Source organism: Burkholderia sp. BCC1985 (assembly GCF_905339915.1).
GTDB lineage: Bacteria > Pseudomonadota > Gammaproteobacteria > Burkholderiales > Burkholderiaceae > Burkholderia.
Map to the genome: position 1 here is coordinate 1 of NZ_CAJPGY010000075.1, position 17,191 is coordinate 17,191.

The 17,191-nt window shown below is 67.5% G+C and carries 18 protein-coding genes and 1 pseudogene; 12 read left to right on the plus strand and 7 right to left on the minus strand.

The genetic code is table 11. From position 1 onward, the window contains the following. The first annotated feature begins 179 nt into the window (after positions 1–179). A complete protein-coding gene (locus U4Z31_RS35710; protein ID WP_321812856.1) occupies positions 180–857 on the plus strand; it encodes a dihydrodipicolinate reductase in 678 nt (225 codons plus the stop codon). Between the two features lie 81 nt (positions 858–938). Here the strand turns inward: U4Z31_RS35710 and U4Z31_RS35715 are convergent, their stop codons facing one another. Both U4Z31_RS35715 and U4Z31_RS35720 read right to left on the minus strand, forming a co-directional pair. After that, positions 939–1,748, minus strand: a complete 810-nt coding sequence (locus U4Z31_RS35715) for an SDR family oxidoreductase (protein ID WP_321812863.1) — start codon at positions 1,746–1,748, stop codon at positions 939–941. Next, the gene (locus U4Z31_RS35720) at positions 1,748–2,578 is read right to left on the minus strand and encodes a molybdenum cofactor biosynthesis F family protein (protein ID WP_124668175.1); all 831 of its coding nucleotides are present in this window, start codon (positions 2,576–2,578) and stop codon (positions 1,748–1,750) included. The genes U4Z31_RS35715 and U4Z31_RS35720 overlap by 1 nt, the downstream gene beginning before the upstream one ends. A gap of 170 nt (positions 2,579–2,748) precedes the next feature. Between U4Z31_RS35720 and U4Z31_RS35725 the strand changes: the two genes are divergently transcribed. From U4Z31_RS35725 to U4Z31_RS35735, 3 genes are all read left to right on the plus strand, one after another. Next, the gene (locus U4Z31_RS35725) at positions 2,749–3,543 is read left to right on the plus strand and encodes an AraC family transcriptional regulator (RefSeq protein ID WP_321812857.1); all 795 of its coding nucleotides are present in this window, start codon (positions 2,749–2,751) and stop codon (positions 3,541–3,543) included. A 206-nt stretch (positions 3,544–3,749) separates the two neighbouring features. Beyond that, positions 3,750–4,709, plus strand: coding sequence for a DMT family transporter (locus U4Z31_RS35730; RefSeq protein ID WP_321812858.1), 960 nt, complete (start codon positions 3,750–3,752; stop codon positions 4,707–4,709). Positions 4,710–4,834: 125 nt separating this feature from the next. After that, positions 4,835–5,383: a permease gene (locus U4Z31_RS35735; protein WP_321812859.1), complete on the plus strand. Its 549-nt coding sequence runs from the start codon at positions 4,835–4,837 to the stop codon at positions 5,381–5,383. A 97-nt stretch (positions 5,384–5,480) separates the two neighbouring features. On the opposite strand, the gene U4Z31_RS35740 is transcribed toward U4Z31_RS35735, so the two are convergent. Next, a complete protein-coding gene (locus U4Z31_RS35740; protein ID WP_006752948.1) occupies positions 5,481–5,615 on the minus strand; it encodes an entericidin A/B family lipoprotein in 135 nt (44 codons plus the stop codon). A gap of 236 nt (positions 5,616–5,851) precedes the next feature. Between U4Z31_RS35740 and U4Z31_RS35745 the strand changes: the two genes are divergently transcribed. Further along, positions 5,852–7,147: an aspartate carbamoyltransferase gene (locus U4Z31_RS35745; protein ID WP_044846652.1), complete on the plus strand. Its 1,296-nt coding sequence runs from the start codon at positions 5,852–5,854 to the stop codon at positions 7,145–7,147. Positions 7,148–7,285: 138 nt separating this feature from the next. Here the strand turns inward: U4Z31_RS35745 and U4Z31_RS35750 are convergent, their stop codons facing one another. Continuing rightward, a complete protein-coding gene (locus tag U4Z31_RS35750) occupies positions 7,286–7,705 on the minus strand; it encodes a type II toxin-antitoxin system VapC family toxin (RefSeq protein WP_124668168.1) in 420 nt (139 codons plus the stop codon). Continuing rightward, positions 7,702–7,941, minus strand: coding sequence for a FitA-like ribbon-helix-helix domain-containing protein (locus tag U4Z31_RS35755; RefSeq protein ID WP_124523734.1), 240 nt, complete (start codon positions 7,939–7,941; stop codon positions 7,702–7,704). Before U4Z31_RS35755 ends, U4Z31_RS35750 begins: the two co-directional genes overlap by 4 nt. A 323-nt stretch (positions 7,942–8,264) precedes the next feature. On the opposite strand from U4Z31_RS35755, the gene U4Z31_RS35760 reads away from it, so the two are divergent. The 6 genes from U4Z31_RS35760 (at position 8,265) to U4Z31_RS35785 (ending at position 13,645) form a co-directional block, all read left to right on the plus strand. Beyond that, positions 8,265–10,508, plus strand: a complete 2,244-nt coding sequence (locus tag U4Z31_RS35760) for a TonB-dependent siderophore receptor (RefSeq protein ID WP_321812860.1) — start codon at positions 8,265–8,267, stop codon at positions 10,506–10,508. Positions 10,509–10,511: 3 nt separating this feature from the next. Continuing rightward, the gene (locus U4Z31_RS35765) at positions 10,512–11,267 is read left to right on the plus strand and encodes a tetratricopeptide repeat protein (RefSeq protein ID WP_321812861.1); all 756 of its coding nucleotides are present in this window, start codon (positions 10,512–10,514) and stop codon (positions 11,265–11,267) included. After that, entirely contained in the window at positions 11,264–11,947 is a 684-nt protein-coding gene (locus U4Z31_RS35770) for a Fe2+-dependent dioxygenase (RefSeq protein WP_321812862.1), read from the plus strand. The genes U4Z31_RS35765 and U4Z31_RS35770 overlap by 4 nt, the downstream gene beginning before the upstream one ends. A gap of 112 nt (positions 11,948–12,059) precedes the next feature. Continuing rightward, positions 12,060–12,299: a type II toxin-antitoxin system Phd/YefM family antitoxin gene (locus U4Z31_RS35775; RefSeq protein ID WP_011659184.1), complete on the plus strand. Its 240-nt coding sequence runs from the start codon at positions 12,060–12,062 to the stop codon at positions 12,297–12,299. Continuing rightward, positions 12,296–12,691, plus strand: a complete 396-nt coding sequence (locus U4Z31_RS35780; protein WP_044846647.1) for a type II toxin-antitoxin system VapC family toxin — start codon at positions 12,296–12,298, stop codon at positions 12,689–12,691. The genes U4Z31_RS35775 and U4Z31_RS35780 overlap by 4 nt, the downstream gene beginning before the upstream one ends. Before the next feature lie 369 nt (positions 12,692–13,060). Continuing rightward, positions 13,061–13,645, plus strand: a complete 585-nt coding sequence (locus tag U4Z31_RS35785) for a nucleotidyltransferase family protein (protein ID WP_321812864.1) — start codon at positions 13,061–13,063, stop codon at positions 13,643–13,645. Between the two features lie 381 nt (positions 13,646–14,026). Here U4Z31_RS35785 and panE read toward each other — a convergent pair whose 3' ends face one another. Further along, a complete protein-coding gene (gene panE, locus U4Z31_RS35790) occupies positions 14,027–14,965 on the minus strand; it encodes a 2-dehydropantoate 2-reductase (RefSeq protein ID WP_257769293.1) in 939 nt (312 codons plus the stop codon). A 246-nt stretch (positions 14,966–15,211) separates the two neighbouring features. Between panE and U4Z31_RS35795 the strand changes: the two genes are divergently transcribed. After that, positions 15,212–16,765 (plus strand): methyl-accepting chemotaxis protein, encoded by a 1,554-nt coding sequence (locus tag U4Z31_RS35795; protein WP_321798954.1) that lies wholly within the window; start codon positions 15,212–15,214, stop codon positions 16,763–16,765. A 227-nt stretch (positions 16,766–16,992) separates the two neighbouring features. On the opposite strand, the pseudogene U4Z31_RS35800 reads toward U4Z31_RS35795, so the two are convergent. Next, a pseudogene (locus U4Z31_RS35800) lies at positions 16,993–17,191 on the minus strand (virulence factor); the annotation flags it as partial.

Sequence of the window (17,191 nt, forward strand, 5' to 3'; positions counted from 1 at the left end):
GGTGGGCGGCAGACGGTGGGCGGGGGAAGGTGGACGGTGGACGGTGGACGGCCGACAGCCGACGGCCGGGCATAATGCGCGAACACGGTGCGCCGCGCGGTGCCCCGTGATCGCGCCGGGTCCTTGAACGGCCCGCGTCGTTTCCGTAACGAAACCCGAACCTCAATCCGTCTATCCCCATGCAAGTACTCGTCGTTGGCACCGGCAAGCTGGCAACCGAACTGCTCGGCTCGCACCGGCTCGACCCCGCAACCTGTCGCGTGACGGCCTGGTCGGACCCCGCACGCACCGAGACGCGTTCGATCGTCGTGCACGCCGGATCCGGGCGCGAGCTGCCTGCCGCGATCGAATTCTGCCGCGCAACGGGCTCGCCGCTCGTCGAGCTGTCCACCGGCTCCGAGCTCGAAACCGGATCGCACGACTTTCCCGTCGTGCTTTGTCCGAATACGAACATCCTGATGCTGAAGTTCATGAGCATGCTGGAAACCAGCGGCCATCTGTTTCGCGACTGCCGCATCAGCGTGACGGAGTCGCACCAGGCCAGCAAGACGTCCGTGCCGGGCACCGCGGTCGGCATCGGTCAGGCACTCGGCGTGCCGGCGCAGGACATCCGCTCCGTGCGCGACCCCGACGAACAGCGCGACGCCCTGCAGATTCCCGACGATCAGCTCGGCCGCCATGCGTTCCACCGGATCCGCATCGAGGATGGCGCATGCAGCCTGCAGTTCGAATCGCGCGTGTACGGCGCGTCACCTTACGCGGACGGCGTGTCGCGGATCGTCGAGACCGTCCGGCAGCACGAACTCGACCCCCGCCGATACTCGATCGTGGAGTTCATCCGCAACGGCTGGCTGTAGGCGCGACGGTGCGCGGCTTGGCCGACGACACCGCGGCCGGCACATTCGACGGCCGCGATCGCACGATCGCGCACGCGCCGCTTACCCGTCGCCCAGCACGGCCCCGCTCTCCGGCAGCGTCGCGCCGCCGTCGACGACGATCGTCTGCCCGGTGATGTACGCCGCATCGGCCGACGCGAGAAACAGCATCGCGTTCGCGATGTCCTCCGGCTCGCCCATCCGCGCAAGCGGAATGTCGCGCGCGATCTGCGCGGCGACCGACGCATCGCCGAGATTGCCGGCGGCCGGCGTGCGGATCATCCCCGGCTCGACGCCGTTGACCGTCACGTTGCGACGCGCGAGTTCGAGCGCCGCCGCGCGGATGAAGCCGTTCACGCCGGCCTTCGACGCCGCGTAGTGCGCGAGCCCCGGATAGACGACGCGCGGCCCGGTCACCGACGACGTGACGAGCAGCCGCCCCGCTCCCGCACGCTCGAACGCCGGCAGCGCGGCCTGCGCGAGCCAGAACAGCGCCGACAGGTTGACCGACAGCGTGCGCTCGAGCATCGGTTCGTCGATCTGCGCAAACGGGGTCAGCGGGAAGTACGCGGCGTTGTGAACGACGACGTCGAGCCGGCCGCCGTCGCGCTCGACCGCCGCGACGAGCGCGCCGAGTTCGTCGCGGCTCGCGGCGTCGACGCGATACGCGCGTGCGTCGCCGCCCGCACTGACGAGGGCGTCCGCCCGCGCGGCAGCGGCATCGCCGTTGAGATCGGCGAGCGCGACGAACGCATCGGATTCCGCGAAACGGCGCGCGATTGCCGCGCCGATCCCCTGCGCGGCGCCCGTGACCAGCACGACGCGTCCGCTGAAATCCGCACGCAGGCGGGCGCTGCCCGGCACGGCGCTCATCATTGCGCCTCGCCGCCGAGCGGATGCACGGTTTCGTTCAGCACCTGCGCATGCGCGCCGACCGGGAAGTTCGACAACGTGCCGAAGTCGCCGCCCTGATAGCCGAAGATCTTGCCGTCCGTCTTGCGTTGAGCGAGATCGATCAGCACGACGCCGAGCGTCGGCACCACCTTTTCGCGCCACACGAACAGATACAGTTCATCGGCAATCCTGAAGTAATGGCAGCGATCCACGTCCGCCAGCCCGCCTTCTACGCCCTGCAGGCACTGCCATGCGTAGAAGTTCTCGTTCAGGTAGATGTGCTCGTAGCATTCGGTCGGGCTGTAGCGATACATCGTCCGCTTGCCGATCAGTTCGCGCGTGGGCCCGTGCAGCGGGCCCGGCTGCGCATGGCCGCCGAGCGTGCCGTGCCGGAATGCCGCGTCGACGCCAGTCAGCGGCAACCCGCGCGAAACGCGCGTGAACGCGTCGACATGCGTGTCGGCCTCGGTCGGCAGCGTGCCGATCACCGACGTCCACACGCCGCGGCCGACGTCGATCACGAGGCTGACGGACGTCGCGCGCGCCACCGGATCGATGTAGTCGACGAAGTACAGGTCGTCGCGCAGCCGCGTGACGCGGCACGGCGCACGGCCGCCCGTGTCGGTCGCCGCATCGCGCCATTGCAGCGCACCGGCCTCGAACGTATAGACGCGCCATGCGCCCGTTGCGTCGCCAAGGGCCAGGGACCGCCCGACGAGCGCGTTCACGGGCGTGAGGATGTTCGCGTCCGGCGCAAAGCCGTCCGCGAGCGCGCCAACCTGAATGAATACCGGATCCTGTCGTTCCACCTGCCGTCTCCCGCGCAGCTTCAGGCCCGGCGGGCCGTGTACGCTGCTCATGTGCACATGGTGCGGGCTGCGCGCGCCGCACGGTATCGGCCAAAAGGATGAAGGGCGCGCGGCGCCGGAACGCGCTACAGTGCACGTGATCCGCGCCGCTGCCGGCGCGAGGAGCCCCCATGCACCGTGTCACCCACTACCGACGGACCGATGAAGGCATTGAGGCGATGAGCCTCGAGTCCGACCGCACGTTTCCGCGGCACGCGCACGACGAATTCGGGGTCGGCGTGATCGTCAGCGGCGCGCACCGGTCCTGGAGCGGCCGCGGGCAGGTCGACGCGCTGACCGGCGACGCGATCATGGTCAATCCGGGCGAAATGCACGACGGCATGCCGATCGGGACGGGCACGGCCCGGCGCTGGCGGATGCTGTACCTCGCGCCAGCGCTGGTCGCGGGCGTCGCGGCGGAAGAAGGCCTCGGCGGCGTCGAGCTCGCGCATCCGGCGGTGCGCGACGCGCGGCTCGCGGCCGCGTTCGGCCGGTTGCATGCTCGAATCGTCGCAGGAGATACCATGCCGCTCGCCCGCGACGAGGCGCTCGTGACCCTGGTCGCCGGGCTGCTTGCGCGGCATTCGAACCGGGCGCTGCCGGCCGCCGGCGTCGCGCCGGCGATCCGCGTGGCCCGCGAGCGGCTCGATGCGGCGCCCGCCGCACCCGTCTCGCTGGCCGAACTCGCCGGCCTGAGCGGCGTGAGCCGCTTCCAGCTGCTGCGCGGGTTCGCGCGCGAACTCGGCATCACGCCGCACGCGTACCTGGTGCAGTCGCGCACACGGCTGGCGCGGGCACTGCTCGCGAGCGGCCGGCCGATCGCGGATGCCGCGGCCGAAGCCGGTTTTGCCGACCAGAGCCATCTGACGCGCGCGTTCGCACGCCAGTTCGGGATCACGCCGGGCCGATTCACGCAGGCCGGCTGACTGACGTCGCGGTCCCGGCACGGCCGCCGCCGTGGCGCGACGTCGCCGATCGCCGCCGTTCCGCACCAGCGATGGCGCTTGATGGCAGCCCCACCGGTCATCCGGAGACACCGAGCGCAATACCCTTCCACTCACCTGCTCCGCTCGCCGGCGCCGCTGCAATTTCGTTCAAGACGCCCGCGCCGCCGCACGCGACCATGCGGCACATGAAAACACGACTGATCGGCTATCTCTATCTCGCCGCCGCGATGGCGGGCGTCGGCAGCACCGTCATCGCGAGCCGCCTCGCGGCCGGCGGCCTGCCGCCGTTCGCCGCCACCGCGCTGCGCTTCCTGATCGCAACCCCGCTGCTGTTCGCGCTGATGCGGACGCAGCGGCTGCGATGGCCGCGGCTCTCCGCACGCGACGCCGTGCTGCTGGTCGTCCAGGCTGCGGCGGGCGGGGTCGGCTATACGGTGCTGCTGATCAGCGGCACGAAGCTGTCGTCGCCCATCGATGCGGGCGTGATGCTCGGCACGCTGCCGGCGATGTCGACGCTGATCGCGGCGGTCGTGCTGCGCGAGCGGCAGACGCGGCGCGACTGGAGCGCGGCCGCGCTCGCCACCGCCGGCGTGCTGCTGGTCACGTTCGCGCCCGGCCAGGCCATGCCGTCGCTCCGAACGCTCGCCGGCGACGCGCTGGTGCTGGCGGCCGTCGCATGCGAGGCGGTGTTCATCCTGCTCAACCGGCGGCTGTCGGCGCCGTTGCCGCCGCTCACGCTGTCGACGGCGATGTCGGGCCTCGGCTTCGTGCTCGCACTGGTGCCGGCCGCGTTCGAATGGCACGCGCTGGCGACGAGCTGGAACATCGGCGCGGTGTCGGCGATCGTGTACTACGCGCTGGTGCCGACCGTGCTCGGCTATCTGTGCTGGTATGCGGGTTCGGCGCGCACGAGCGGCACCGAAGCCGCGCTGTTCACGGCGGTTGCGCCGGTCTCGGCCGTGCTGTTCGCGGTCGCGCTGTTCGGCGAGACCCTGGGCGGCACGCGGCTCCTCGGCATCGCGCTCGTCGTCGCGGGAATGCTGGTGGGCGCGACGCGGCGGCGCGAGCCGCCGGCACGCGAAACGGATGCACGGTCGAGGTCGCCAGTGCGGCCGGCGGCATCCACGTCGACTGCTACCGATTGATCCGCGTGCGCGGCGACTGTAGGAATGTGTCCGCCCGCGGCAAAGTCGTTGCGCACCGTCGCACAAGATGCAATATTCGCGTGGCCGGGCCATTTGACAACCACCGAACAATAATTCGCATCACCATGAACAAGAAGGAAGCCAAAACAAGAATCGCGGCGCTGCTGTCCGCGGGTACGAGGAAAGCCGACGTGCTGGCCGAACTGACCGGACAGGGCCTCAAGGATCGCGTGCTCGCGCGCCTGATCGCGTCGCGCCCCGACCCCGGGCTGTGCAGGAAGAACAAGGTGCATACACGGGTCCTGATCGGGCTCGGCATCGCGCAGTTGGTGATCAGCGTCGCACTCGCCTATCTCATCCTGGTGGACACACTCAGCATCGGCGCCGCGGTGCTGTTCCTCGCACTGACGGTGCCGCTGTCGCTGCTGTTCATCTGGGGCTTCGCGACCCATCGCGTCGGCGCATATCACGCGTTCATCATTCTGTCGCTGCTGCAGGTACCGAAGACCATCGCCGATCTCGGCCGCGATCCGTCGGCCGCGCTGCCTACCCTCGGGGTGACCGTCATCCTGGTCGGCTACGTCTGGTTCGTCCGCAACCGGCTGTTCCCCGACTTCGGCTGGTTCACGCCGCGCAAGGTCGAGGGCCGTTACGCGTTCGTGGAAACCGCCTGATACCGCACACCACGCACCACGCACCGTGAAAAAGGCGCCGGGCCGCCCCGCAATCGCGGGACGGCCCGGCGCCTTCTGCATTCCGGAACCCGGCAGCTTATTTGGCCTTCTCAGCCGTATCGCTGATTGCCTGGCCACCCTTCGAAATGTCCTGCCCCACGCCTGCAACGGTATTGCAACCGGCGAGCGCGGCGGTCACCACCAGCAGCACTGCAGCAATCGTACGCGTCATGCTCATTCTCCTTCGAGTCAACATGCCCGACCGGGCGAATCGTATGCGGCGTGGTGCCCTGCGGTGTGCAGGACACGGGGCCTGACCTGATTATACGGAGACGGCCGCCGTGCGCCAGTGCCGACCGCGCCAGTGCCCTCGCACGACACGGCCGGCCGGCCGCACAGATTTTCCTTGACTTCGTCGGCACGCGAACTAATATACGCACCGCGTATATTTCTCATCAGGTGCCGCCGATGACCGTTCCCCAGCAAGCCTTCCTGCGCGACGCGATGCGCCGCCTCAACATGACCCGCGAAGCGTTCGCGAACCGCATCGGCGTGAGCCGCCGCGCGCTCGACACGTGGCTGTTGCCCGACGACTCGCAGGAATCGCGCGGGATGCCCGAGATCGTCGAACGCTTCGTGTCGGAAATCGTCGAGCGCTCGGCACCGGACGGCGGAGACTATACGCAAAGCGTAGACAAACAGGAGCTCGCAAAGCAATTCCTGTTCGAAGGCAAGCCGCAGTTGATCTCGGTGGACCAGTTCTCGCGCGACTCGGTCGAGGCGCTGTTCCGCGTCGCCGACGTGATGCAGCCGATCGCGCGCCGCCACAAGATCTCGCGCGTGCTCGAGGGCGCAGTGCTCGGCAACCTGTTCTTCGAAGCCAGCACGCGCACGCGCGTGTCGTTCGGCGCGGCCTTTTGCCGGCTCGGCGGCTCGGTGTGCGACACGACCGGTTTCACGTTCTCGTCGATGGCCAAGGGCGAATCGATCTACGACACGAGCCGCGTGATGGCCGGCTACGTCGACGCACTCGTGATCCGCCACCCGGAGAAAGGCTCGGTTGCCGAATTCGCGCGCGCGACCAACCTGCCGGTGATCAACGGCGGCGACGGCCCGGGCGAGCACCCGAGCCAGGCACTCCTCGATCTCTATACGATCCAGCGCGAGTTCTCGCGGCTCGGCAAGATCGTCGACGGCGCGCATATCGCGCTCGTCGGCGACCTGAAATACGGTCGCACCGTGCATTCGCTCGTCAAGCTGCTCGCGCTGTACCGCGGGCTGAAGTTCACGCTCGTGTCGCCGCCGACGCTCGAAATGCCCGCGTACATCATCGACCAGATCGCGACGAACGGCCACGTGATCGAGCAGACGAACGACCTCGCGGGCGGGCTGCGCGGCGCGGACGTCGTCTATGCGACGCGGATCCAGAAGGAGCGCTTCACCGACGAGTCGTTCGAGGGCTATACGCCGGATTTCCAGATCAACCAGGCGCTCGTCGACTCCGTCTGCAAGCCCGACACGCTGATCATGCACCCGCTGCCGCGCGACAGCCGGCCCGGCGCGAACGACCTGTCGGTCGACTTGAACCGCGATCCGCGACTCGCGATCTTCCGGCAGACCGACAACGGCATTCCGGTGCGGATGGCGATCTTCGCGGTGCTGCTCGGCGTCGAGAATCTCGTCCAGCATTCGATGCGCGATGCGACGTGGCGCCCGCCGGCGTACCTCGGGCCGGAGGATGCGGTGTTTCACGGAATCGATTGACCCGCATCCGGGGTTGCGCGGCCAGACTCGAGATTGCTGAAGATCGAGCGCCGCGCGCCGAAGCAACGCACGACGCGCCGCCTTGCACGGCGCGTTTTCATTTTCGGCGCGGGTGATATCGAGGCGACCGGCCGGAAGTTAGCGAGCCCACGGATCGATCACGCGCAGGCCCGCTGCTTCGAACGGTGCGACGTCGCGCGTAGCCACGATCAACCCGTTGGCTGCGGCGGTTGCAGCGATGAAGCCATCGGCAGGCGCCATCGTGTGCCCCAGGGCGCGCGCCTTCGCGCGTAGGCTCGCATATGCGTCACTGGCCGCATCGTCGAACGGCAGAATCCGCCCGCGAAACAACGGCACGACGCGTTGCTCGATGTTTTGGTGCAGCCAGTCTCGCCTGCGCCCCTCCGGCAACGCGGCCACGCCGAATCGCATCTCGGCCAGACTGATCGCGGCAAGAAACAGCGTCTCGACGTTTTGCGCGTCGAGCCATTCGATCACGGCCGCGCTCGGTTCGCGTCGCAGCGGCTCCGAAATGACGTTGGTATCGACCAGAATCATTCGAAGCTCATCGGATCGGTTGGCGATTGATCGCGCTGAACCTCGAAATCGATGCCGCCAGCCTCTCGCCCGATCTCCGCCAGCAGCGTTCCCAGCCTGGGCCGTCCGCCGGGCCGAACGGCCTGCTCGAGGATATCGCGAACCTCGGCCTCGGTACTGCGGCCATGTTGTGCAGCACGGATTCGAAGCGCGCGATGCACCTCGTCGGGCAGGTTTCTAACAGTGATCACAGGCATGATGCGCCTCACTACATTTGCTTGCAATGCAGTCATATTATCACCTTGCTGTCATTTTGGACGAGTGAAGACCCGATCACTGTAAATCGCCCGCCTCGCTTTTCCCACTCGGCCATTCGGCCATCGCCGCAACCCCGCACGCGCTCGGCAGCCCTCCGCTACATTCGCCAACATTCCTCCCACAAATGAGAACGCGAACGCTTCTCATTTAAAAAGAAATTACATAGAATGCCATCTGAAAACAAATCGTAATAATTCCCGGCGGCATTCACATTTCCGTAGCGCGTCGTTCCCGGGGCCACACTGCGAGGTCGAAGCGCATCATGAAGTCCCGTCCTGACGAGCAGAAGCTCGGCAAATTCACCACCCTGTGCAGCGTGCTCGCCGCGAGCCCTGCGTTCGCCGACGGCACGCCGCCATCCGCCCCGGTCGGCACCGAAGGCCATCTCGCGCCGATCGAGGTCCAGGGCAAGGCCGAGCACAGCTACAAGGCCGACTTTTCCGCATCCGCGAAATTCACCGCGCCGCTCGTCGACACGCCGAAATCGGTGACCGTGATCCCGCAGGAACTGATCCGGAACAGCGGCGCGGCGACGCTGACCGAAGCGCTGCGCACCGTGCCCGGCATCACGTTCGGCGCCGGCGAAGGCGGCAACCCGCTCGGCGACCGTCCGTTCATCCGCGGCTACGACACGCAGGGCAGCATGTTCGTCGACGGGATGCGCGACACGGGCGCGACCACGCGCGAGATTTTCAACACGGAACGCGTCGAGATCACCAAGGGCTCCGACGGCGCGTACGGCGGCCGCGGCGGCGCGGGCGGCAGCATCAACCTGATCACGAAGGCGCCGCACCTCGGCACGACGGCCGCCGCGAGCGCGGGCCTCGGCACCGACCGCTACCGACGCTTCACCGCCGACGGCAACTGGCAGTTCGCCGATCACGCCGCGTTCCGCCTGAACCTGATGAGCCACAACAACGACGTCGCCGGCCGCGACGCCGTCAACAACGAGCGCTGGGGCGTCGCGCCGTCGATCGCGTTCGGCCTCGGCACGCCGACGCGCGTGACCGCAAGCTACTACCATCTGTCGACCGACGACATGCCCGACGGCGGCATTCCGTACTTCTACACGACGTCGAACAAGCCCGCGAACGTCGACACGATCTATCCGGCGCCGGTCGACCGTCACAACTTCTACGGCCTGATCGACCGCGACTTCCGCAAGACCACGTCGGACATCAGCACGATCAAGATCGAGCACGACATCACGTCGAATCTGACGGTGCGCAACACCACGCGCTACACTGAATCGACGCAGGACTACATCTGGACGCAACCCGACGACAGCCAGGGCAACGTGGTCAACGGCCGTGTCTGGCGCCGCAACAACAACCGCGACAGCTCGATCAACAGCCTCGCGAACCTGACCGAACTGTTCGGCGAATTCCGCACCGGCCCGTTCAAGCACAGCTTCACGACCGGCATCGAGTTGACGCGCGAATGGGGCAAGCGCGATTCGTACACGGTCGCGACCGACAAGGGCACCATCTGTCAGCAAGGCATCGGCGCGCCGTCCGGCTACAACTGCACGAGCCTGTGGTCGCCTGATCCGAACGATCCGTGGGCCGGCTCCGTCACGCGCAACAACGACTATGCGCATGCACGCACCACGACCAAGTCGATCTACGGCTTCGACACGATCGAGCTCACGCCGCGCTGGCAGGTGAACGCCGGCGTGCGCGTCGACGATTACTCGACCCGCTTCACCGACACCAAGGCCAACGGCAGCAAGACCTACACGCGCGACGACACGCTCTTCAACTGGCAGGCAGGCCTCGTGTTCAAGCCCGCGCAGAACGGCAGCATCTACGCGTCGTATGCGACGTCGTCGACGCCGGCCGGCATGCTGCTCGGCGAAGGCAGCGAAACGCAGTCGCTCACGCCGGGCCGCGGGGGCGTCGGCCCGAACGCCGATCAGATGGCCCCCGAGAAGAACCGCAGCATCGAGCTCGGCACGAAGTGGAACGTGCTGAACGACAAGCTGTCGCTGACCGCCGCGCTGTTCCAGATCGACACGACGAATGCGCGCGTGACGCTGCCGAACAACCAGTACGCGATGGTAGGCAACAAGCGCGTGCAGGGTCTCGAACTCGGCGTCGCCGGGCAGATCACGAAGCAGTGGCAGGTGTTCGGCGGCTATACGTACATGAAGAGCGAGCTGCGCGACAACGGCAAGGATGCAGCGAATGACGGCAACCGCTTCCCGAATACGCCGAAGCACAGCCTGACGATGTGGTCGAACTACGACGTGACGCCGAAGTTCACCGTCGGCGGCGGCGCGTTCTACATGTCGGAAGTGTTCGGCGATCCCGCGAACCTGCGCGCGGTGCCGTCGTACTGGCGTTTCGACGCGATGGCGCAATACCGGATCAACAAGAAGCTCGACCTGCAGCTGAACGTGAACAACCTGTTCAACCGCACGTACTTCGATCAGGCGTATCCGGCGCACTACGCGTCGATCGCGCCGGGCCGCTCGGCGTTCGTCACGCTGAACGCGCGCTACTGATCGATGGAAACCGTCTCGCTGAAGGCGCTCGCGTCGGTGTCGCCGCGCGCGTTCGCCGACATCCTGGCCGGGCCGCCCGAGCGCGCCGCCGCGTGGGTCGCGGCGGCCGCCGATAACGGGATCGTCGACGCGCAGGCCGTCTACGGCCAGTACCTGCTCGACGGGCACGGCGTCGCGCGCGATCCGGCCGCCGCATGCGGCTGGTTCCGGCACGCGGCGCGGGCCGGTCACCCGATGGCGATGAACATGCTCGGCCGCTGTTACGAGTTCGGCTGGGGGACGGCGGCATGCGCGCCGGTGGCCGTGTACTGGTATCGGCTCGCCGCGCAGGCCGGGCTCGACTGGGGCATGTACAACTACGCGACGGCGCTCGCGCTCGGCAACGGTATCGACGAGGATCGCGCCGCCGCGCTCGACTGGTTTCGCCGCGCGGCCGCGCTCGGCCATGCGAAATCGATCAACCTGATCGGCGGCTTCTACGAGGACGGCTGGGTCGTGACCGCCGATGCCGACGCCGCGTTCGACCACTATCGGCGCGCCGCCGAGGCCGGCGATTTTCGCGGCCAGTTCAACCATGCGCGGCTGCTCGCCGAGCGCGGGCGCGTCGACGAAGCCCTCGTATGGCTCGCGCGCGTGCCGGCCACTGCTACCCCTGCGTTCGTCGCGAAAATGCGCGCCTATCTCGCGTCGTCGCCGCTCAATGCGTTGCGCGCGGCGGCGATGCAGTTGCCGTCTCACGGCATGGAATCCGAATCATGATGCTTCATATCCCCGGCGTGTTGACCAAGGCACAGGTCGCGCAATGCCGCGAGATGCTGGATGCCGCCGACTGGGTCAACGGCAACGCGACATCCGGCGCGCAGTCGGCGCTCGCGAAACGCAACCGGCAGTTACCGGAAGGTTCGCCGGTCGCGCGCGCGGCCGGCGATGCGATCCAGGATGCGCTGGCCCGGCATGCGCTGTTCTTTTCGGCGGCGCTGCCGCTGAAGGTGTTTCCGCCGCTGTTCAATCGCTATGCAGGCGGCGAGATGTTCGGCACGCATGTCGACAACGCGATCCGGCTGCTGCGCGGCACGGATTTCCGCGTGCGCAGCGATCTGTCGGCGACGCTGTTTCTCGAGGAACCGGACGCGTACGACGGCGGCGAGCTGTGCGTCGAAGATACGTACGGCGTGCATCGCGCGAAGCTGCCGGCCGGCGATCTCGTGCTGTATCCGGCATCGAGCCTGCATCACGTCACGCCGGTCACGCGCGGCGAGCGCGTCGCGTCGTTCTTCTGGATCCAGAGCATGGTGCGCGACGATGGCGACCGCACGCTGCTGTTTCAGCTCGATACGCAGATTCAGGCGCTTTCCGCGGAAAAAGGCGCGAAGGATCCGATTGTGATTTCCCTGACGGGGATTTATCACAACCTGTTGAGGAAATGGGCGGATGCGTAGGGCGGCAACTCGCCCAGCGCCGCCCCACTCGACCAAGAAGGCCGACTACGCTACTTGCACCACTTCATCCCGACAACTAAAATGACCATCGTCAAATGACCATGCTCATATCATGATGCCTCACGCTCCCGTATCGAAATCCGAATTCAAGGCTCGCGCACTCGAATACTTCCGGCTCGTCGAGGCGTCGGGCGAAAGCCTGATCGTCACCGACCACGGCAAGCCAACGCTCGAAATCCGGCCGTATCACGCACGCGAGGCTCAGCCGTTGGACATATTGCGCGGCTCGGTCATGCGCTACGACAATCCTCTCGATCCGATTGCGGAAGATGACTGGGAGGCGTCGCGGTGATCGTGCTGGATACGCATGCATTGGTGTGGTGGGTGGCGGGCGATCCGTCGCTCAGCAAGAAGGCGCGAAGCGCGATCGATCGCGCGCGCGGCGAGGGCGCACTCGCTGCGTCCGCGATCTCCGCATGGGAAATCGCGATGCTGGTGCGCAACGAGCGCCTCGCATTGACGATGGACGTCGATGCGTGGCTCGCGACGGTCGCGCAAATCGACGGCATGCGCTTCGTGCCGGTCGACGCCGACATCGCCGCGAGGTCCACCGCGCTGCCCGGCACTTTTCACAAGGATCCAGCCGACCGCATGATCGTCGCGACTGCGCGCCGGCTCGGTGCGCCGCTCGTCACCCGTGACGAAAAGATCCGTGCATACGCGCACGTCAAGACACTTTGGTGACCGTCATGGGCACGTCGGCCGAATCGCAACACCGACACATCCGCATGCCACTCGACAGACGATTCGTCTGACGGAACCGATGACGGCGATCACGCGAAGCCGTCCATGACCGATCGAGGTTTTACCTCGCACCCGCTTCACGTATTACCCGTCGGACTAGCGGCATTAGCCGTTCAGCGACCGCGATTGAACCGCGATGTAACGAGAATTGCACTCCATAAACGGCCCCGTCGAGGAAACCATGCTCGACGAACGCGCCCGCCGACATTCTTTCCGACGACAACGCCCCCGCGTCGGTAACATCCGCACTTGCCGATCCCCGCCCGCTCCCGCACAATCGGGCCACCTGCCTTCCCTCCCCCCGCGCCGATGTCCTATGCGTCACTCGCCACCGGCGTCCTGCTCGCCGGCGGTCTCGGTCAACGCTTCGACCCAAGCGGTCTGCACAGCAAGCTGCTCGCGCGGCTTCCCGACGGCACGCCGGTTGCGGTCGCCGCCGCCCGTCATCTGGCGGCGGCCACGGCCGAGGTGATCGCCGTCGTGCGTCCCGGCGCCGAAAAACTCGCGATTTTGCTGAACGACGCCGGCTGCCAGGTCGTCTATGCGCCCGACGCGATGCGCGGCATGGGCGCGAGCCTGGCAGCCGGTGTTCGCACCTCGCCGGAGGCGACCGGCTGGCTGGTTGCGCTCGGCGACATGCCGTGGATCGCAGCGTCCACCTACGAAGCGGTCACACGCGCCCTCGACGCCGACGATGCATCGATCGTCGCCCCCGTGCACCGCGGCGTGCGCGGCCATCCGGTCGGCTTTGCCGCGCACCACTACGAGGCGCTCGCCGCGCTGGACGGCGATACGGGCGCCCGCGCGCTGTTCGCCAGCGCGCCGGTGAACCTGCTCGAGGTCGACGATCCCGGCATCCTGCGCGACGTCGATACGCCCGCCGATCTGCGCTGACCGCGGCGCGCGCCGGCCGCACCCGCATCGTGGCGCTGTTTGCGTGCGATCCGGCGCGATACCTGCAGCGGCTCGCCTGTCGCCGGCAATCCGCATGCCGCCGCGAGAATCCCCCGGCAAACACCCGTCCGATTGCCTATAACGGAGACGAGACGCGCCCGCCGCGCCACCGCCGTCACGCCTTGCGCGAGTTCCCCATGGACCACACGACCCCGATGCCCGAGCCCCCGGCCGACCCGAACCGCGATCCGGAAGACGATCCGCTGTCACCGCCGCCACCGGGGCATCCTCACGACAATCCGCAGCAACCCAACGGACCGCCAAGCAAGGATCCTGTCTAGCCGGCATCCGCCCTGACAAACGACACGGCCGCTGCCGCGGCTACGCCGCCGCGCCTTCCCGCGCCACGCGCACCTCGTACGTCTTGAGGTGGTTGTACGCGATCCGCAGCAGCGACAGCGCATCCGCCGCCTGCGGGTCGCGGCGCGCGAGCAGGTCGCCGATCACGTGATCGGCTTCGACCCGCGCGCGATTTTCGACGTCGCGCAGCATCGACGCGGTCAGCGGCGACGGCGTCAGCACCATCCGCTGCATCCGCTCGACCGCGGCGGGATCGGGCCGGTAACCGTTGTGCGCGGCGATCGCGCTGCACTCGTCGAGCATCGTCTCGAGCAGGCGGCGGCCGTCCGGCGCGGCCAGAATGTCGCCGATCGAACCGCGAAACAGCGACGTGCTCGCCGCGAGCGTCGCGAGGAACACCCACTTGTCCCACATCCGCGCGGCGATGTCGTCGCTGAGCGTCGCATCGAAGCCCGCGCCGCCGAGCACGTCGGCCACCGCGCGCACGCGCGCCGATTCGCCGCCGGCGAGTTCGCCGAACGACAGCCCTGCCGTGTCGTTCAGGTGCACGACCCGCTGTTCGCGATCGAGCGTCGCCGCGATCACGCACAGGCCGCCGAGCACCTGCGCGGCACCGAACCGTTCGCGCAGCACGTCGAGATGGCGCATCCCGTTGAGCATCGGCAGGATCAGCGTCGACGGCCCGACGAATGGCGCGAACGATGCAATCGCATCGTCGAGGCTGTAGGCCTTGCAGCTCAGCAGCACCAGGTCGAACGGCCCGGCCGTGTCGCTCGCGCGCACCGTCTGCACGTTCGCGAGCGTCAGGTCGCCGCGCGGGCTGCGAATCAGGAGCCCGTCGCGCGCGAGCGCGGCCGCGCGGCCGTCGCGCACCAGGAACGTCACGTCGCGCCCCGCCGCCGCGAGCCGGCCGCCGAAGTATCCGCCGACCGCGCCGGCCCCCACCACCAGAATTCGCATCGTTGCCTCCTTTCAGGTTCGTTCGCCGCCGTGCGCCCGACCGTCGGGGCACGGCGCGCCATCGCCCGACAGTATAGCGACGCCGAATATGTATATGCATAGATGCCCGCACCGCGCTCGCCGGTATCGGGCCGCTGCCATTTCTAAGGGATTTCCCGCCTACGGCAACGTTCGTTGCATGCCGTCAACGAGTTATCCCGTCACGCCGTTCCGGCGCGCCTGTTCGACCGACCGACCTCACTACCCATGCGCACCCTTTCCCTGAATCAGAAACTCGCCTCGATGATCGTCATTCTGTGGCTCGGTCTGCTCGTGATCGCCGGCATCGGCGCGTGGCAGACGCGCGCGTCGATGATCACGGACCGCCGCGATCAGCTTGCGTCGCTGGTCGCGCAGGCAACGAACGTCGCCGACCACTACTACAAGCTGTCGCAACAGAATGCATTGCCGGAGGCCGACGCGAAGCAGAAGGCGCTCGAGGCGATCGCCGCGATGCGCTACGGCACCGACGGCTACATCTCGATCAACGATTCGAAGCCGGTGATCGTGATGCATCCGATCAAGAGCGAGCTCAACGGCAAGGACGTGTCGAATTTCGCGGATCCGAGCGGCAAGCATCTGTTCGTCGAGATCGTGAAGGCCGGCAACATGGAAGGCGGCAAGGGTTTCGTCGAGTATCTGTGGCCGAAGCCGGGTGCCGACAAGCCGCAGGACAAGACCAGTGCGGTGCAGCGCTTCGCGCCGTGGGACTGGTATCTCGTGACGGGCATGTACATGGACGACGTGCGGTCGGCCGTGCTCGCGAGCGTCGGCCGCTGGCTCGCGATGACGGCCGTGCTCGGCGCGATCGCGACCGCCGTGATGGTGCTCGTGCTGAAAAGCGTGCGCGCGAACCTCGGCGGCGAACTCGAAGTGGCGCTCGACGCCGCGCGGCGCATCGCGCAGGGCGACCTGACCGCGCGCGTGAACGTCAAGCATGACGACCGCGGCAGCCTGCTGCATGCGCTGCACACGATGCAGAGCGGACTGATCGACATGGTGTCGCGCGTACGGATGGGCACGGAGAACATCAACGTCGGCGCGAGCGAGATCGCGTCGGGCAACACCGACCTGTCGCAGCGCACCGAAGAACAGGCGGCCGCGCTCGTGCAGACCGCGTCGAGCATGGATCAGATGACCGCGAACGTGAAGCAGAACGCGGACAGCGCCGCGCAGGCCGCCACGCTCGCCGGTCAGGCCGCGCAAGTCGCGACGCGCGGCAGCGAGGTGGTCGACGATGTCGTGCGCACGATGAACGAGATCACCGACCGCTCGCACAAGATCGGCGACATCATCGGCGTGATCGACGGGATCGCGTTCCAGACCAACATCCTCGCGCTGAACGCGGCCGTCGAAGCGGCGCGCGCGGGCGAACAGGGCCGCGGTTTCGCGGTGGTCGCGGCCGAGGTGCGCTCGCTCGCGCAACGCTCGGCCACGGCCGCGAAGGAGATCAAGTCGCTCATCGAGTCATCGAACGAAACCGTCGGGCACGGCGCGACGCTCGTCACGAACGCGGGCGAGACGATGGCCGAGATCGTGCAGTCGGTGCGGCGCGTGAACGAGATCCTCGACGAGATCAGCCATGCATCGCGCGAGCAGAGCGCGGGGATCGAGCAGGTCAACCGTGCAGTGGGCGAGATGGATCAGGTCACGCAGCAAAACGCGGCACTCGTCGAGGAAGCCGCGGCGGCCGCGCATTCGCTGCGCGACCAGGCCGAAGCGCTGCGCGACGCCGTTACGCGGTTCGCGTTGCCGGTTTGACGGCCGGGGTCCTGCCCCGCCCTTCCGCGCGTGTCGCGCCGGAGGGCGGGAGTGGCGTGTACCTCAACACGGCCAACCGCTGAATCCGCTTCCGTTCGGCGTCGCGGTTGACGGCATCTCGTAGCCACACTCGTTGGAACTGTCGACCGGTCATGTGTCCAGTCGATCGCGTTCCGACACGTTGCGAATCCGCAAGCGAAGCAATCACGCCACAGCGCTGCCTTACGTCACCACGAATAGCCCTGCATGCCGTAATCGGTGTCGTGTCGACGCCCCCACCAAGGGAGGTACGCGTTGTTTCCACCGCGTGCGCGGAACCAGTCCTTGGCGGGATCGATCGGGGTGAGCTTCGACGGTGGCCTGACGACGACCGCGACGGGGTGCTCGGGGTCGGTCGTGCCTGCGACCAAGGCGTTGCCGCCAAAG

What these genes read in the sequence shown, in the direction of transcription:
- U4Z31_RS35710 (WP_321812856.1), top strand. Translation starts at nt 180, where the DNA reads ATGCAAGTACTCGTCGTTGGCACCGGCAAGCTGGCAACCGAACTGCTC.
- U4Z31_RS35715 (WP_321812863.1), bottom strand. Translation starts at nt 1,748, where the DNA reads ATGAGCGCCGTGCCGGGCAGCGCCCGCCTGCGTGCGGATTTCAGCGGA.
- U4Z31_RS35725 (WP_321812857.1), top strand. Translation starts at nt 2,749, where the DNA reads ATGCACCGTGTCACCCACTACCGACGGACCGATGAAGGCATTGAGGCG.
- U4Z31_RS35730 (WP_321812858.1), top strand. Translation starts at nt 3,750, where the DNA reads ATGAAAACACGACTGATCGGCTATCTCTATCTCGCCGCCGCGATGGCG.
- U4Z31_RS35735 (WP_321812859.1), top strand. Translation starts at nt 4,835, where the DNA reads ATGAACAAGAAGGAAGCCAAAACAAGAATCGCGGCGCTGCTGTCCGCG.
- U4Z31_RS35740 (WP_006752948.1), bottom strand. Translation starts at nt 5,615, where the DNA reads ATGACGCGTACGATTGCTGCAGTGCTGCTGGTGGTGACCGCCGCGCTC.
- U4Z31_RS35745 (WP_044846652.1), top strand. Translation starts at nt 5,852, where the DNA reads ATGACCGTTCCCCAGCAAGCCTTCCTGCGCGACGCGATGCGCCGCCTC.
- U4Z31_RS35750 (WP_124668168.1), bottom strand. Translation starts at nt 7,705, where the DNA reads ATGATTCTGGTCGATACCAACGTCATTTCGGAGCCGCTGCGACGCGAA.
- U4Z31_RS35755 (WP_124523734.1), bottom strand. Translation starts at nt 7,941, where the DNA reads ATGCCTGTGATCACTGTTAGAAACCTGCCCGACGAGGTGCATCGCGCG.
- U4Z31_RS35760 (WP_321812860.1), top strand. Translation starts at nt 8,265, where the DNA reads ATGAAGTCCCGTCCTGACGAGCAGAAGCTCGGCAAATTCACCACCCTG.
- U4Z31_RS35765 (WP_321812861.1), top strand. Translation starts at nt 10,512, where the DNA reads ATGGAAACCGTCTCGCTGAAGGCGCTCGCGTCGGTGTCGCCGCGCGCG.
- U4Z31_RS35770 (WP_321812862.1), top strand. Translation starts at nt 11,264, where the DNA reads ATGATGCTTCATATCCCCGGCGTGTTGACCAAGGCACAGGTCGCGCAA.
- U4Z31_RS35775 (WP_011659184.1), top strand. Translation starts at nt 12,060, where the DNA reads ATGATGCCTCACGCTCCCGTATCGAAATCCGAATTCAAGGCTCGCGCA.
- U4Z31_RS35785 (WP_321812864.1), top strand. Translation starts at nt 13,061, where the DNA reads ATGTCCTATGCGTCACTCGCCACCGGCGTCCTGCTCGCCGGCGGTCTC.
- panE (WP_257769293.1), bottom strand. Translation starts at nt 14,965, where the DNA reads ATGCGAATTCTGGTGGTGGGGGCCGGCGCGGTCGGCGGATACTTCGGC.
- U4Z31_RS35795 (WP_321798954.1), top strand. Translation starts at nt 15,212, where the DNA reads ATGCGCACCCTTTCCCTGAATCAGAAACTCGCCTCGATGATCGTCATT.